Origin of the sequence: Streptomyces chengmaiensis, assembly GCF_029846775.1 — a bacterium.
In the GTDB taxonomy this organism is placed as follows: domain Bacteria; phylum Actinomycetota; class Actinomycetes; order Streptomycetales; family Streptomycetaceae; genus Streptomyces; species Streptomyces chengmaiensis.
The window spans coordinates 48,404-62,543 of record NZ_JARWBG010000042.1; the positions used below are offsets into that span (position 1 = coordinate 48,404).

Sequence of the window (14,140 nt, forward strand, 5' to 3'; positions counted from 1 at the left end):
CCGGGCGTGTCCCAGGACGGTCCGGGCGTGTCCCAGGACGGTCCGGCGTGGCCGGGGACGGTCCGGCTGTGTCCCGAGGCTGCCCGCCGCGCCCCGCGTCTGCCCGGCACACCCCAGGACGGTCCGGCGTGGCCGGGGACGGTCCGGCGTGTCCCGAGACTGCCCAGCCCGCGCCGAGACGGCCCGCCGCGCCCCATGACGCCCCGCGCGGCCCGGGACGACCGCCGCGGCCCGCGCGGAACGGCGAAGGCCCCGGACCGGATGGTTCCGGTCCGGGGCCCGAGGCCGTGTTCCGCGGCCTTCCGCGGCGTTCCGCGGCGGCGGATCAGTAGACCGGCTTCTCCGGCTCGACCTGGTTGACCCACCCGATCACGCCTCCGCCGACATGGACGGCGTCCGCGAAGCCGGCGGACTTGAGGACGGCGAGGACTTCCGCACTGCGGACACCCGTCTTGCAATGCAAGACGATCTTCTTGTCCTGCGGCAGATCGCCCAGCGCCGAGCCCATCAGGAACTCGTTCTTCGGGATCAGCTTCGCGCCCGGGATGGAGACGATCTCGTACTCGTTCGGCTCACGGACGTCGATGAGCTCGATGTTCTCCCGGTCGTCGAGCCACTCCTTGAGCTGCTTGGGAGTGATCGTCGAACCGGCGGCCGCCTCCTGGGCCTCCTCCGAGACGACTCCGCAGAAGGCCTCGTAGTCGATGAGCTCCGTGACGGTCGGGTTCTCGCCGCAGACCACGCAGTTCGGGTCCTTGCGCACCTTGACCTGGCGGTACTGCATCTCCAGGGCGTCGTAGATCATCAGTCGGCCGACCAGCGGCTCGCCGATGCCTGCGAGCAGCTTGATGGCCTCGTTGACCTGGATGGATCCGATGGAGGCGCAGAGCACGCCCAGCACGCCGCCCTCGGCGCAGCTCGGCACCATGCCCGGCGGCGGGGGCTCCGGGTACAGGCAGCGGTAGCAGGGGCCGTGCTCGGACCAGAAGACGGAGGCCTGGCCGTCGAAGCGGTAGATGGAGCCCCAGACGTACGGCTTGTTCAGCAGCACGCACGCGTCGTTGACGAGATAGCGGGTGGCGAAGTTGTCGGTGCCGTCGACGATCAGGTCGTACTGGCGGAAGATGTCCATCACGTTCTCGGCCTCGAGCCGCTCTTCGTGAAGGACGACGTCCACATACGGGTTGATGCCCTTGACCGTGTCGCGGGCGGACTCCGCCTTGGAGCGGCCGACGTCGGACTGGCTGTGGATGATCTGGCGCTGCAGGTTCGACTCGTCGACCTCGTCGAACTCCACGATGCCGAGGGTGCCGACACCGGCCGCCGCCAGGTACATCAGAGCGGGCGAACCCAGGCCGCCCGCGCCCACGCAGAGCACCTTGGCGTTCTTCAGCCGCTTCTGCCCGTCCATCCCTACGTCCGGGATGATCAGGTGGCGGGAGTACCGGCGGACCTCGTCGACGGTGAGCTCAGCAGCTGGCTCGACCAGGGGTGGCAGCGACACGGGGACTCCGTAGATCGGTAAGTCAGTACGGTTTGGTCTTCCCGTAACACTGCCACGGCCCTCCTCATTCCGAGACACCGAGTCCGATCTGCGAGACGATTTCGTCCCAGTAGCCGGGCAGCGTGTCGAATGCCGTGTTTGCCGTGTACTCCGGAATCCGTTGTGAATGCCCCGTCTGCACTGAGTGTCCCGCACGAGCCGCGCGTTCCGTGCGGTCGGTGAAGAAGACCGTGCTCGCGCCCTGCCAGCGCGCGATCCGCGCGGCCTCCTCCAGATGGGTGCGCGGGACGCCCTGGACGACATGAGCGAACCGTTCCGCCGGATAGTCGGCCGTCCACTCCGCCACCTGTGACCAGCGGTACTCCGTCCAGTGGCCGCAGAACGTGATCAGTTGGTCGGCGGCCTCCGCGTACCCGGGGTACGGATGGACGCCCTGCCCCAGCACCAGATGCCCGCCGTCGGAGAGCACCTCCAGCATGGCCGTCGTACGGCATACGCGTGACAGCGCGGCGCGGTCCGCCGGGCACCGGTCCAGCAGGAAGCCGTCGACCCGGTACCACTCGAGGAAGTGACAAGCGTCACCGATGAGATCCGCGTGGGGCCGCTCCCCGCCGCACAGATCGAGATGGCCCAGGACGCACACGCCCGCGTTGCGCAGACGTCCGACCGCTTCCAGGCAGTGCGGGTCCGGCCGCTCGCCCGGGCCTCCGGAGACCTTGCGGTCGACCCGCCCTCCGGAGACATTGAGGACCACCCAGTCCAGCGAGGCGCCGGACCGGCTCAGTCCTCCCCACTCGGCAGGGGCGAGCAGCGGGTGGGCGAGCCCCGGGACGCCCAGGGCGAGCCTGCCCCACCCCTCCTCCCCCGGCTGTTTTCGGCAGCCCGGCCGGGGCCTCCCGGCCGCCGTGACGTCGGAGTCGGTCAGATGCGGCATGCCGCCTCCATCCAGATGTCGGCGAGGGACTCCTCGAGGTTGATGCGCGGCCGCCAGCCGAGCCGGTCGCGCGCGGTGCGCACATCGGCTTGCTGCCAGGGGCCGCAGCCGTCCGGGTACGGCATGGGGGAGACGGCCATGTGTTCCATCCCGCTCTCCCCCCGCTGGGCTCCGATGGCGGGCCGGCCCGGCGGCACGTCCAGTTCGTGGAGGGTGCCCGTGTAGCCCGCGACGCGCGCCAGGACGGCGGCCGCGTCGCGCAGCCGCACCGCGCGCCCCGTGCCGATGTTGACCACGCCCTGCGCGGCGGAGAGGGAGGCCGCGTGCACGGCCCGGGCCACGTCGCGTACGTCGACGAAGTCTCGCTGCACCCCGAGGCCGCTGAGTTTGAGCTCGCCGTCCCCGGACTGCATGGTCCGGCGCATGGCCTCGGCGAGTCTGCCGAGCGGGGAGCCGGCCGGGGTGCCGGGCCCGACCGGGGAGAAGATCCGGAGCACGACGGCGTCGAGTCCGGAGCCGAGGACCAGTTCGGTGGCGGCGAGCTTGCTGACGCCGTACGGGCCGCCCGGGCGCGGAATGGCGTCCTCCGCTGTGGAGGAGCCCTGCTGGGAGGGCCCGTACTCGGAGGCGCAGCCGATCTGCACGAGCCGTGCGCCGCAGCCGCTGCGGCGCAGCGCCTCGCAGACGGTGGCGACGGAGACGGTGTTGTGCCGGGTCAGCTCCCGTGCCCCGCCTCGGGTGGCGCCCGCGCAGTTGATGACGACGCCCGGGTGGACGGCGCTCAGGAAGCGGGTGAGGGCGCCGGGGCTGCCGCCGGCCAGGTCGAAGCGCACATCGGCGTCGTCACCCCGCCCCAGCGCGGTGAGATGGACGGCGGGGTCGGCGAGCAGGCGTTCGGCGACGAACCGGCCGAGGAATCCGTTGGCGCCGAGCAGAAGCACCCTCATCGCACCGCTCCTCGAGGACGTCCGGAGGTTGCCGTCAGGGGTGGTTGGGGGGTCATGTCCTTCTCTCCTTCGTGGTGGTGCTGTGGGAGCCGGGGGATGCGCATGGCGGGTCAGCCGGACGGAACGGCGGTGTGGGCCGAGGCCCGGGAGAGCGCCACGGCGGCGTGGGCGAGCAGGGCGAGGGCGGCGGCGCCGCAGGCGAGTTGGGGCAGGGCGGCGGAACCCCAGGCCGCGACCGCCGACTCGACGGGCGCCGCCAGGAAGCCGCAGCCGGGCAACCGGGCGGCCAGGAGCAGCGTGGGGACGGCGAGTTCGAGGCCGCAGGCGGCGGCGAGTCCGGTGCGGGAGGGGCCTGCCGAGCCGTGCACGGCGAGCAGTCGGGCCAGGAAGAGCAGGGCGCCCAGGGCGACGGCGGGGCCGAGGTGTTCGTACGGGAACGCGAGCCGTGCGACGGCGAGCAGCGCTGCCAGGCAGAGCAGGTAGAGCGCCGTCGTCGAGAACAGCAGCGGGCGGGCGGCCGTCGAGAAGTCGTCCAGCCCCCGGCTGGCCGCCAGCCGTCTGCGGACCCTCACGGCGAAGAGGCGGGCGCACCAGGCCGCAGGGGCCACGGCGAGCGCGAGGCCGACGAGCGGCTGCGGGGTGGGCGCCCACGGTCCGGCGGGGCCGCCGCCGATCAGCTCGTCCGGAAGCCGGTGCCCGTAGGCCGCGTAGGCCAGCAGCCAGAGTGTGCAGAGGCGCGTGGCGGCTCCGGTACGCCGTCCCGGCACGGACAGCGGGCCGCTCCGCAGGCAGAGGAGCAGCGCGGCGGCGACGGCGGCGGTTCCGGCTGCGGCGGCGACGATGCGGGCCGAGCCCTCGGCGGTCTGCCAACCGGCGACGGCCAGCGCGCACACCGCGCCGGGTGTCAAGGTGAGGGCGGCGTATCCCACCCGGCCGAGCGATGGTGCGCCGCGGGGCCGTGCACCGGGGCGTCCGGCGCACGCTTCGGCGTCCCGGGGGCACCCTTCGGCGTCCCGGGCGGGCGGGTCGAAGCCGGGCGCCGCCGGTCCGCGTCCCGAGCCGCGGGCGGCCGAGGCGGTCTCCGCGCCGCGCGGCACGCGCGCGTACAGCTCCTCGGCCAGTGAGAAGACGTCGCGGTGGCGGAAGCGGGCGGCCGTTCTGTCGGTGACGCCGTGTACTTCCAGGCCCGCGGCGATCTCCAGTGGGTCGACGGCCCGTTCGCACAGCTCCCGGTGGCGGTGCAGCAGCGCCTTGACCGGGTCGGCGGGTCCGCGGCGCGGGGCGATGCGCGGCCGCCGGGTGGCCGGTCTGTCCTGCCGCTCGCTCATGGGCAGGCCTCCTTCGCCGGGGAGTCCGCCGGGGGCAGCGCGGAGTCGACGAGCGGGTAAGCGAGTGCGTGCGCGCCGATGTGGGCCGCCGGACCGGTCGGCTCAGAGGCGTGGGCGGTCGGCTCAGAGGCGTGGGCGGTCCGCGCCGGGCGCGGGCGGCTGGGGCCGCGGACGTCCGCGTGCCCGGGGGGCCAGCCGCCCGGCACATGGACTTCGACGGGGTTGGCGAACGGCAGCGGCTCGCCGTCCTCGTCGACCACGTCGCGCCGCACCGGCGAGTGGGAGATCAGCTCCAGATAGATCTCACGGAACGCCGCCACATTCTGTTCGACGGTGAACAGTTCCATCGCACGTGCGCGGGCGGCAGCGCCCAGCCGCCGACTGCGCTCCGGGTCTCGCAGCAGGGCCAGACAGGCGTCGGCGAGCGCGCGCGGGTTGCGCGGCGGCACGACGAGGCCGGTGCCGCCGATGACTTCGACGACCGCGCCCACATCCGTTGACACGGTCGCGCGTGCGCAGAACATGGCCTCGATCAGGCTGATCGGAAAGCCTTCGACGACGCTGGAGAGGACCGTGATCCCGCCCGAGGCGTAGGCGTCGGCGAGTTCCGGAGCCTCCGGGCCGCCGATCTCCTCGAAGGAGACCGGGTTGTCCCCGACCGCGTGTGCGTCGGCGGCCTCGTCGGGGAAGAGCTGGGCGGCCAGCGCCTGGCAGTGGGCGAGATAGGGCCCGGAGTGGCGTCCCTGCCCTGGGGCGGCGAAGATGCGCAGCCGTGTGCGGGGCTCCTCCCTGCGGATCTCCGCGAAGGCGTGGAGCAGCGCGATGAGGTCCTTCGCGGGCTCGATCCGGCCGACCCAGACGAGGGTCTGCGCCTCCGCCTCGGCCGCCGCGTCCCCGCCGCTCACACCGTCGTCCCCGCCGCTCACGCCGTCATCCGCACCGCTCACGCCGTCGTCCCAACAGCCGTGTCCGGCATGCCCGCTGTAGCCGCCGTACGCGCGTGCCCTGCCGCCGCCGCACGGCCTGCTTCCGCGCTCCGGCTCGCTCTCGCCGACCGCCGCGAAACGGTCCGCCTCCATGCCGGGGTAGACCGTGCGCAGCTTGGCGCGGTCGGCGCCGCACTTCTCCTGCCAGCGGCGCGCATGGGTGTTGCCGGGGGTGACCAACGAGGCCCGGCGGTAGATCTCGGCCGCCAGCCGGCGGTGGAAGCCGGCGAGCAGGGCGCGGACCGGAGCGCTCAGTGCGCCGCCCGACGCCAGGTAATGCGCGCGGAGTTGTACGCCGTACTCCGTGACCAGCAGCGGAACTCCGAAGAAGCGTTTGGCCACAAGGCCGGGCAGGGCCGCGGCACCGCCCGATGCGGCATGGCAGAGGTCGACGGCGCCCAGTCCGTCCTCCTCGTCGTCGTACCAGTCCAGCGAGAGCGGACGCAGAGCGCGCTCCAACTGGTCGGCGAAGAGCAGGTAGTCGGCGACGCCCGCGGAGCGTACGGCGCGGCGCGCACCGGGGGCGCGACAGGCGGACTCCAGTACGCGCACGGTGTGTTCGGAGCGCAGGGCGGCGGGCAGTCCGCCGTGCTCGCGGGCGAGGCCGGCGAGTGCGTACAGCCCTTCGGCGAATCCGCCGTCACGGCTGTCAGCTCCGTCGCGCCCGTCCTCGTGGTCTCCTCCCGGCCTGCCCGCCGCTGTCGTCCCGCCTGCCTCCTCAGTGCAGACGGCGGCGGCCAGAGGCTCGAAGCACTCCAGGAATCGCCGCCGTTCGCGCCGGCCGTACGCGCGCTCCCGCGCCCCCTGTCCGCGCCCGTCTCCGCCGGGCCGGAAGCCAGGCGTCCAGAGCGGCGCGGTACGCACCCGACCCACCTGGGGCGGGAGTGGGACCCAGCCGCCCGCCTCCTGCCGAGCGCTGCGACTCAGCGCGTAGACGTCAAAATCATGCTGGTCAAGCCCGTGTACAAGCCGGTCGCACCAGAGCCTGGACTCACCCGTCGCATACGGATAACCACTCTCCGTAAGCAGTCCGATCCGCACGAGCGCACCCCCGATCTCCCTTGTGGACGGCCGCCGTTGGTCGGCGACTCGCAGCGGGACGACGGTAAGCGGATAGGCAGGCGACGCGACGGACGGTTGTCCGTCGCGCCACCGGAAGGGGTGAATGCTCGTAACTTTCGCGCCCCGGTTGCGTTCCGTTGCGCTACAGGCCTTTTCGACTACACACCGTGAGATATGCAGGGGTGTGCGACCGGCGCCACGCTCACCGACTCATCCGGCGGACTCGTCCGCCCCGTGCATCGTCGTCATTCGCCGGGGTGCACCCAGGGATTGACACGGCATGTGATGCCGTTGATCTCCAAGGTCTTGGTCTGCTGCTGCATCACAGGGGCGAGCGCGCCGGGCGTCGTGCAGTTCACATGGTTGTGGCCGAGGCGGTGCCCGATCTCATGGTTGATCAGCATCTGCCGGTAGGCGAGCATCCGGTCCGGCCCGTAGGTCTCCGCGCCCTGCGCCCAGCGGTAGGCGTTGATCATCACGCGGTCGGTTGCCGCCGAGTCGCAGGAGACGTTGTCGACGGTCGTGTCCAGGCCCGATTTGGCGCACCAGACGGCCGTGGTGCCCGGGCTGGCGAGGGTGATGACGAAGTCCGGCTTCCCGGAGGAGACCCGTTCGAAGGTCATGGCGCCGCCGTGCGCCCAGCTGCGGTCGTCGTTCAGGGTTTCCCGGACCGCGCGGGCGAACACCGCCGCATCGAGGTCGAGGCCCTCCTCGACGTCCACCCGGTAGGTGACCTTGCGGCCCTTGCCGGGCGCCTTGTCGATACCGGGCACCGCCGCGAACTCGCCCGACAGCTTCAGCTCCGGGTCGATCGGGAACTGCTCGGCCATCAGCTGCTCGTAGCCGGGCGGAGAGGGGGAGGCGACGGCCTGCCCGCTCTCGGACGGCGTCGGCCGGCCTTCGGAGCGGCCCGGCCGCTCCTCGGCGTCCCGGCCCTGGTCGGCGGTGCGCGCGTCCGTCCTGTCCGGCCCCTCCGTTCCGACCTGGCCGGCGACGACGACGGCGAGCACGGTGGTCACCGCGGCGGCCGCGATCCCGGTGAAGGTGCGGCCCCTGCCGCCGCCTCTGCCGCTGCCTGCGGCCCTGCCGTCTCCGTCCTCGGCCCCTTCGACGCCGTACTCGGACCCTGAAGCGTCCCGGTCGGCATCGCGATCGGCGTCCCGACCGGGGCCGCGCAGCGCGGACGCCTCACCGCGGTCGTCGTCGAACGGCGCGTCGAACGCCTCGACGAACTCGCGGCGCGGCCCCGGTATGAACGCGTCGCCCCCGCCGCGCGGGGGCGACGCGACGGCGGTCCCCGCCCGCTCGGCCCCGGGTCCGTACGGGGGCGGGGCGCCCCATCCGCCGCCGGCCTCGTACTGCTGGGGGTGTCCGCCTCGGGCGAGGCCGCCGCCGAGGAAGGGCGCGGAGCCGCCGGGCGCCGGACCGGTTTGGGATCCGGGCCGTCCTTCGTACACGCCGGGGTGTCCGGGCGGGGGCGCGGGAGCGTGATGGTCGTGCACGGCCGGGCCGGTCCGCCTGCGCCGCCCGCTCCCCCGGCCCGCCGCCCCGTCGGCCTCGCGCCGCTCGCCGGCTATGCCGGGTGTCCTGCTGCCGTCTGCTGTGTCGGAGCCCTTGGGTGCGGGGCCTTTGCGACTATGCCGTCCCACGCCCCGGATCAGCCTCCACCACAGTCGTCGATCAGTTCCCGGACGGCCTGGGCGACCGTCTCCGGATACTCCATCATCGCCACGTGTCCCGCCTCCGGAAGGGTCAGCAGCCGCGAGTCGCGGAAGGCCGCGGCCGCCTTCCGCGCCATACGGTACGAGACAAGCCGGTCCCGTGTTCCGTAGACGAGCAGGGTCGGCGCGAGAACCCGCTCCGCCTGCCGCCACAGCCCGTGCTGACCGCCCAGCGTGTAGGCGTCCACGATGCCGCGTGCGGAGCGGGCCATCACCTCCCAGAAGTACGGGAGCTGCAGCCGCCGCTCCATCTCCTGCACGGCGTGGCGCAGCCCCTCCTCGGTGACCCTGGCCGGATCTCCGTAGCACAGCGCCAGCACGCTCAGGGTGCGCTGCTCCGCCGTCCACCCCTGGGTCAGCCTGCGGAAGACGCCCACCGCGCCGGGCACGGCGAGCAGCGCCGTCGGCACGGCCGAGCGCTGCACCCGCAGCTCGGGCAGGGCGGGTGAGACGAGGGTCAGGCTGCGGACCAGGTCGGGCCGTACGGCGGCGATGCGGGTGCACACCGCCCCGCCCAGGGAGTTGCCGAGCAGATGCGCGGGCCCCCGGCCGCCCTCGTCGAGGAGGCGGATGACGGCGCGGGCGTGCCCAGTGACCGAGTAGTCGCCGTCCTCCGGCGGCGGGGAGGCGCCAAAGCCGGGGAGGTCGACCGCCTCGCCGTCCACGTCCTCCTCGAGCCGGGCCATCAGCTCCGACCAGTTCAGCGAGGAGCCGCCGAGCCCGTGGACGTACAGCGCGGGCGGCAGCCCGGCGCCCGCCGGCGGTCTGGATCTGACGCTGAGCCTCAGCCCGGGCAGCATCACGGTGCGCAGCGCCTCTCCCTCGGCCACGCGCACGGCCTGGACCTTCGGCTCCGCCGCGGCAGCGGCGGAGCCGACTCCGGACAGCTCGGTCGAAGACATAAGCCGATGTTACGAGACGATCACGCGAGCGCTCGCGTGTTCGGCGTCACACATCGCATAGCGCGCCACATGGGTAGCTCGTAGTCTCGTAGAAGAGGCCCTCTCGTGGAAAGCGGTGCCGCATGGCTGTCGATCCGACCGATCCCGACACCTTCGAGGACATCGCCGAGGACGACGCGGCCGTCGACCTCGACGAGGAGGTGCCGGAGGCCGACGCCGCCGAGCAGCACACCGACGTACGGCAGGAGCGCGACGACGAGATGACGGACGCAGCCCGGGGCGAGGCCAACGAGGCCGACCGCGCGGAGCAGGCCCGGGTTGTGGCGCTCAACGAGGACGACTATCGGTGATCCGCCCCTATCGGCGATCCGCCCCCTTTTGACCGAGCTCGCCATGATTGTGCGCACGATGTGCGTGGGCGGAGACCCGTGCCGACTGTCCGGTCCGTGAAATTCTGCGCTCGCACAGCACACAGCCGCGTTACCCAAAAGTACGATGGCCGCGCGCGGTGCGACGCGCACATGTAACGATCATGGGAGGCGGCGTGACAGCCATCGAGCAGACAGAGGCGGCGCGCCCGCGGGGCACACGCCTGCCACGCCGAGCCCGCAGGAACCAGCTCCTGGGCGCGGCCCAGGAAGTGTTCGTGGCCCAGGGCTACCACTCGGCCGCGATGGACGACATCGCCGAGCGGGCCGGTGTCAGCAAGCCGGTGCTCTACCAGCACTTCCCCGGCAAGCTCGAGCTCTATCTGGCGCTGCTGGACCAGCACTGCGAGTCGCTGCTCCACGCGGTGCGCACGGCGCTCGCGTCGACGACGGACAACAAGCAGCGCGTCGCGGCGACGATGGACGCCTACTTCGCCTATGTGGAGGACGAGGGCGGGGCGTTCCGGCTGGTCTTCGAGTCCGACCTGACGAACGAGCCCGCGGTGCGCGAGCGCGTGGAGCGGGTGTCCCTGCAGTGCGCGGAGGCGATCTCCGATGTGATCGCCGAGGACACCGGCCTGTCCAAGGAGGAGTCCATGCTGCTGGCCGTGGGCCTGGGCGGGGTCTCCCAGGTGGTCGCCCGGTACTGGCTCTCCAGCGAGTCGGGCATTCCGCGCGACAAGGCCGTGCAGCTGCTGACCTCGCTGGCGTGGCGCGGCATCGCGGGCTTCCCGCTGCACGGCGGCGAGCCGCACCCCGACGGACTCTGACGGAGCCGCCGACCGACCCCGGCCCGGCCGATCCGCCCGCCTGTTCGCTCCTGGCGTGCGCGACCCGGACGTGGCGTGTGCTCTCTCCGGGCTAATGTGTGCTGCGTACGGCGCGGCTGACCGCGCACCGCACTGACCGTTCGGAGGGACATAGCCGTGGAGGTCAAGATCGGCGTGCAGCACGCGCCCCGGGAGATCGTTCTGGAGAGCGGGCAGTCCGCCGAGGAGGTCGAGCGCGCGGTGAGCGAGGCGCTCACCGGCAAGACGGAGCTGCTCAGCCTCACGGACGAGAAGGGCCGCAAGGTCCTGGTGGCGTCGGAGCGGATCGCCTATGTCGAACTGGGCGAGCCGACGGCGCGGCGCGTGGGGTTCGGAGCGCCGTAACACGCACGACGCGGCGTCACGACTCAGGAAGGCCCCGGCGGAATCCGCCGGGGCCTTTGCGCTGCTCGCGGAGGGCGTCTCGGAGGGTTGCCGTCCGTTGACGCCGGGTAGTACGGGCTACGACCGCATTGCCCGCACGGTGTCCGCGAGGTGATCAGCAGTGCTCTGGGAAGCGCTCGGCTCCGTCCTGCTCGGACTCGCCCTGTCCTGGGCCGCCGCACATCATCTGCCCGACCGTCTCCCGTCCGGCCGCGTGGTGTACGCCACGGGCCCGGTCGGTGCCCTGTTCGGCGCGTACGTCACCCACGCGGCGCTCGGCCCGAGCCATCTGCTGGCGACGCTGGCCGGCGCGCTGGCCATCGGGGCCGTACTGCTCTCGCTGCTGATCCGGCCCTCCGGCAGCCGCCGTCTGCGACGTGCCCTGCCGTAGCGTCCGGACCGCCCGCCGCGTAGGGCCTCGGCGGGCGCGGAAGCCGGGGCGGGGGCGCAAGCCGGGGCCGGCCGTCAGGCCGCCAGGCCCAGCGCGGCCATTCGCTTGGTGTGCGCCTCGGTGATGCGGGAGAACATCCTGCCGACCTCCGCCAGGTCGAAGCCGTCCGCCACTCCGCCCACCAGCATCGTGGACAGCGCATCGCGCTCGGCGACGACCCGCTGGGCCTGGGAGAGCGCCTCGCCCATCAGGCGACGGGCCCACAGCGCCAGCCGTCCCCCGACGCGCGGGTCGGCCTCGATCGCGGCGCGGACCTTCTCGACGGCGAAGTTGCCGTGACCGGTGTCGTCCAGGACGCCGAGGACCAGCGCGCGGGTGTCGCCGTCTAGCCGGGCGGCCACCTCACGGTAGAAGTCGCTCGCGATCGAGTCGCCGACGTACGCCTTGACCAGGCCCTCCAGCCAGTCGGACGGGGCCGTCTGGCGATGGAAGTCGTCCAGTGCCTGGGCGAACGGCTCCATGGCTGCGGTCGGCTCCTCGTCGATCGCGGAGAGCCGGTCCCTGAGCTGCTCGAAGTGGTGGAACTCGGCGGACGCCATCTTGGCCAGCTCCGCCTTGTCGGCCAGGGTGGGCGCGAGCTTCGCGTCCTCGGCGAGCCGCTCGAAGGCCGCGAGCTCGCCGTAGGCGAGGGCGCCCAGCAGATCCACCACCGCGGCGCGGTACTGGGGGTCCGCGGAGGCCGCGGCCCAGTCCTGGGCGGCGATCCCGGTGTGTTCGGCGGCGTGCTCGGCGGCGGTGTCAGGCGTCTCCATGAACCGCACAATAGCCCGCTCGCGCCGCACGGGAAGGACCTGGTCAGCCCGGCCGCCGCAACAGCTCCCGGAGCAGTGGCGGGAACGGCTGCCGTGAATTCGGCCAACACAGATGCGCGAATCCGGGGTACAGTGGTATTGAGCCTGCCGGGTGTGGATGCTTTTTTCTGCTCGACGGGCCGTCTGATGAATGAGGATGCCCGGTCGGTGGCCCGATCGGCTCCGACCCGACCGCCCTCCGCGCGGGCGGTGCGCTCCTGCGCACCTCCGCAGATGAGGGGCCCCCTCAGCGGCATGAGCGCTCGAGCGACGGCAGTGGTCCCGCGTCATCCGGCCAATCCACGGCCGGTCACGTACCCAGGCGCGGTACGACCCCCCAGCGTTCGCCTTTGTGCCGCGTCTCACAGAAGAGGCAACACCCTGACTACGCAGCCCAAGACTTTCCGGGATCTCGGAATCCTCTCCGAGACCGCCGAGGCCCTCGAAGCCGTCGGCATCACCACTCCCTTCCCGATCCAGGAGATGACGCTCCCGGTCGCCCTCTCCGGCGCCGACGTCATCGGCCAGGCCAAGACCGGCACCGGCAAGACGCTCGGCTTCGGCCTGCCGCTGCTGGAGCGCGTCACCGTCCCCGCGGACGTCGAGGCGGGCCGGGCGCGGCCCGAGCAGCTCACCGACACCCCCCAGGCCCTGGTGGTCGTGCCCACCCGTGAGCTGTGCACCCAGGTCACCAACGATCTGCTGACCGCCGGCAAGGTGCGCAATGTGCGCGTCACGGCGATCTACGGCGGCCGGGCGTACGAGCCCCAGGTCGAGGCGCTGAAGAAAGGCGTCGACGTCGTCGTCGGCACCCCCGGGCGGCTGCTCGACCTGGCCGGCCAGAAGAAGCTGAACCTCTCCCATGTGCGGGCGCTGGTGCTCGACGAGGCGGACGAGATGCTCGACCTGGGCTTCCTCCCCGACGTCGAGAAGATCATCCAGTTGCTGCCGGCGAAGCGGCAGACCATGCTGTTCTCGGCGACCATGCCCGGCGCGGTGATCGGCCTCGCCCGCCGGTACATGTCCCAGCCAACGCACATCCGCGCCACCGCGCCGGACGACGAGGGCGCGACCGTCGCGAACATCGCCCAGCGCGTGTACCGCGCGCACTCCATGGACAAGCCCGAGATGGTCGCCCGCATCCTCCAGGCCGAGAGCCGCGGACTCGCGATGATCTTCTGCCGTACGAAGCGGACGGCGGCGGACATCGCGGACCAGCTCTCCCGGCGCGGGTTCGCCTCCGGCGCGGTCCACGGCGACCTGGGGCAGGGCGCCCGGGAGCAGGCTCTGCGAGCCTTCCGCAACGGCAAGGTGGATGTGCTCGTCTGCACCGACGTCGCCGCTCGCGGCATCGACGTCGAGGGCGTGACGCATGTGATCAACTACCAGTCGCCCGAGGACGAGAAGACGTATCTGCACCGGATCGGCCGCACGGGCCGGGCAGGGGCCTCCGGTACGGCCGTGACCCTTGTGGACTGGGACGACATCCCGCGCTGGCAGCTGATCAACAAGGCGCTGGAGCTGGAGTTCAACGACCCGGTGGAGACGTACTCGACGTCTCCGCACCTCTACGCGGACCTCGGCATCCCCGAGGGGACGAAGGGCGTGCTGCCGCGGGCCGAGCGGACCCGCGCCGGTCTGGCCGCGGAGGAGATCGAGGACCTGGGCGAGCCGGGCGCCGCCCGTGGCCGCGGGCGCGGCGCACGCGAGGAGCAGCCGGCGCGGCAGCGGACGCAGCGGCAGCGGAGGAGGACGCGGGCGGGCGCGCCGGTGGAGGAACAGGGCGCAGGCGCACCGGCCGCAGCCGAGACGGAGGCCACGGAGCCGCGGACCCCGCGGCGTCGGCGTCGGACGCGGGCGGGCACGCCCGCGGAAGCCCCGCAGGCCCAGGCC

Annotated in this window: 13 protein-coding genes; 5 read left to right on the top strand and 8 right to left on the bottom strand. The window is 72.7% G+C overall.

Features of this window, described 5'->3' with window-relative positions:
- Positions 1 to 325: 325 nt before the first annotated feature.
- The 7 genes from moeZ to QCN29_RS27620 all read right to left on the bottom strand — a co-directional run bounded on the left by moeZ (position 326) and on the right by QCN29_RS27620 (position 9,384).
- Complete coding sequence (gene moeZ, locus QCN29_RS27590; RefSeq protein WP_279931544.1) at positions 326 to 1,504, bottom strand: adenylyltransferase/sulfurtransferase MoeZ; 1,179 nt, start codon at positions 1,502 to 1,504, stop codon at positions 326 to 328.
- A gap of 64 nt (positions 1,505 to 1,568) precedes the next feature.
- Positions 1,569 to 2,438, bottom strand: coding sequence for a spherulation-specific family 4 protein (locus QCN29_RS27595; RefSeq protein ID WP_279931546.1), 870 nt, complete (start codon positions 2,436 to 2,438; stop codon positions 1,569 to 1,571).
- Positions 2,426 to 3,385, bottom strand: a complete 960-nt coding sequence (locus tag QCN29_RS27600) for an NAD-dependent epimerase/dehydratase family protein (RefSeq protein WP_279931548.1) — start codon at positions 3,383 to 3,385, stop codon at positions 2,426 to 2,428. The genes QCN29_RS27595 and QCN29_RS27600 overlap by 13 nt, the downstream gene beginning before the upstream one ends.
- A gap of 110 nt (positions 3,386 to 3,495) precedes the next feature.
- The gene (locus QCN29_RS27605) at positions 3,496 to 4,713 is read right to left on the bottom strand and encodes a hypothetical protein (RefSeq protein WP_279931549.1); all 1,218 of its coding nucleotides are present in this window, start codon (positions 4,711 to 4,713) and stop codon (positions 3,496 to 3,498) included.
- Entirely contained in the window at positions 4,710 to 6,740 is a 2,031-nt protein-coding gene (locus QCN29_RS27610; protein ID WP_279931551.1) for a DUF3492 domain-containing protein, read from the bottom strand. Before QCN29_RS27610 ends, QCN29_RS27605 begins: the two co-directional genes overlap by 4 nt.
- A gap of 266 nt (positions 6,741 to 7,006) precedes the next feature.
- Complete coding sequence (locus QCN29_RS27615; RefSeq protein ID WP_279931553.1) at positions 7,007 to 8,410, bottom strand: DUF3152 domain-containing protein; 1,404 nt, start codon at positions 8,408 to 8,410, stop codon at positions 7,007 to 7,009.
- 8 nt (positions 8,411 to 8,418) lie between these two features.
- Positions 8,419 to 9,384 carry an alpha/beta fold hydrolase gene (locus QCN29_RS27620; RefSeq protein ID WP_279931555.1) on the bottom strand — a complete coding sequence of 322 codons (966 nt, stop codon included), beginning with the start codon at positions 9,382 to 9,384 and terminating at the stop codon, positions 8,419 to 8,421.
- A gap of 122 nt (positions 9,385 to 9,506) precedes the next feature.
- Here QCN29_RS27620 and QCN29_RS27625 point away from each other — a divergent pair, with 122 nt between their 5' ends.
- From QCN29_RS27625 to QCN29_RS27640, 4 genes are all read left to right on the top strand, one after another.
- Positions 9,507 to 9,734: a hypothetical protein gene (locus QCN29_RS27625; RefSeq protein WP_240134808.1), complete on the top strand. Its 228-nt coding sequence runs from the start codon at positions 9,507 to 9,509 to the stop codon at positions 9,732 to 9,734.
- Between the two features lie 194 nt (positions 9,735 to 9,928).
- Positions 9,929 to 10,582, top strand: a complete 654-nt coding sequence (locus QCN29_RS27630; protein ID WP_240134807.1) for a TetR/AcrR family transcriptional regulator — start codon at positions 9,929 to 9,931, stop codon at positions 10,580 to 10,582.
- 156 nt (positions 10,583 to 10,738) lie between these two features.
- Positions 10,739 to 10,966 carry a DUF3107 domain-containing protein gene (locus QCN29_RS27635; RefSeq protein ID WP_279931557.1) on the top strand — a complete coding sequence of 76 codons (228 nt, stop codon included), beginning with the start codon at positions 10,739 to 10,741 and terminating at the stop codon, positions 10,964 to 10,966.
- 160 nt (positions 10,967 to 11,126) lie between these two features.
- Entirely contained in the window at positions 11,127 to 11,396 is a 270-nt protein-coding gene (locus tag QCN29_RS27640; RefSeq protein WP_279931559.1) for a hypothetical protein, read from the top strand.
- A 74-nt stretch (positions 11,397 to 11,470) separates the two neighbouring features.
- On the opposite strand, the gene QCN29_RS27645 is transcribed toward QCN29_RS27640, so the two are convergent.
- Entirely contained in the window at positions 11,471 to 12,208 is a 738-nt protein-coding gene (locus QCN29_RS27645) for a ferritin-like fold-containing protein (protein ID WP_240134802.1), read from the bottom strand.
- A gap of 522 nt (positions 12,209 to 12,730) precedes the next feature.
- Here QCN29_RS27645 and QCN29_RS27650 point away from each other — a divergent pair.
- The coding region (locus tag QCN29_RS27650; protein WP_398860081.1) for a DEAD/DEAH box helicase at positions 12,731 to 14,140 on the top strand (1,410 nt) is incomplete at its 3' end.

What these genes read in the sequence shown, in the direction of transcription:
- QCN29_RS27625 (WP_240134808.1), top strand. Translation starts at nt 9,507, where the DNA reads ATGGCTGTCGATCCGACCGATCCCGACACCTTCGAGGACATCGCCGAG.
- QCN29_RS27620 (WP_279931555.1), bottom strand. Translation starts at nt 9,384, where the DNA reads ATGTCTTCGACCGAGCTGTCCGGAGTCGGCTCCGCCGCTGCCGCGGCG.
- QCN29_RS27605 (WP_279931549.1), bottom strand. Translation starts at nt 4,713, where the DNA reads ATGAGCGAGCGGCAGGACAGACCGGCCACCCGGCGGCCGCGCATCGCC.
- QCN29_RS27645 (WP_240134802.1), bottom strand. Translation starts at nt 12,208, where the DNA reads ATGGAGACGCCTGACACCGCCGCCGAGCACGCCGCCGAACACACCGGG.
- QCN29_RS27595 (WP_279931546.1), bottom strand. Translation starts at nt 2,438, where the DNA reads ATGCCGCATCTGACCGACTCCGACGTCACGGCGGCCGGGAGGCCCCGG.
- QCN29_RS27600 (WP_279931548.1), bottom strand. Translation starts at nt 3,385, where the DNA reads ATGAGGGTGCTTCTGCTCGGCGCCAACGGATTCCTCGGCCGGTTCGTC.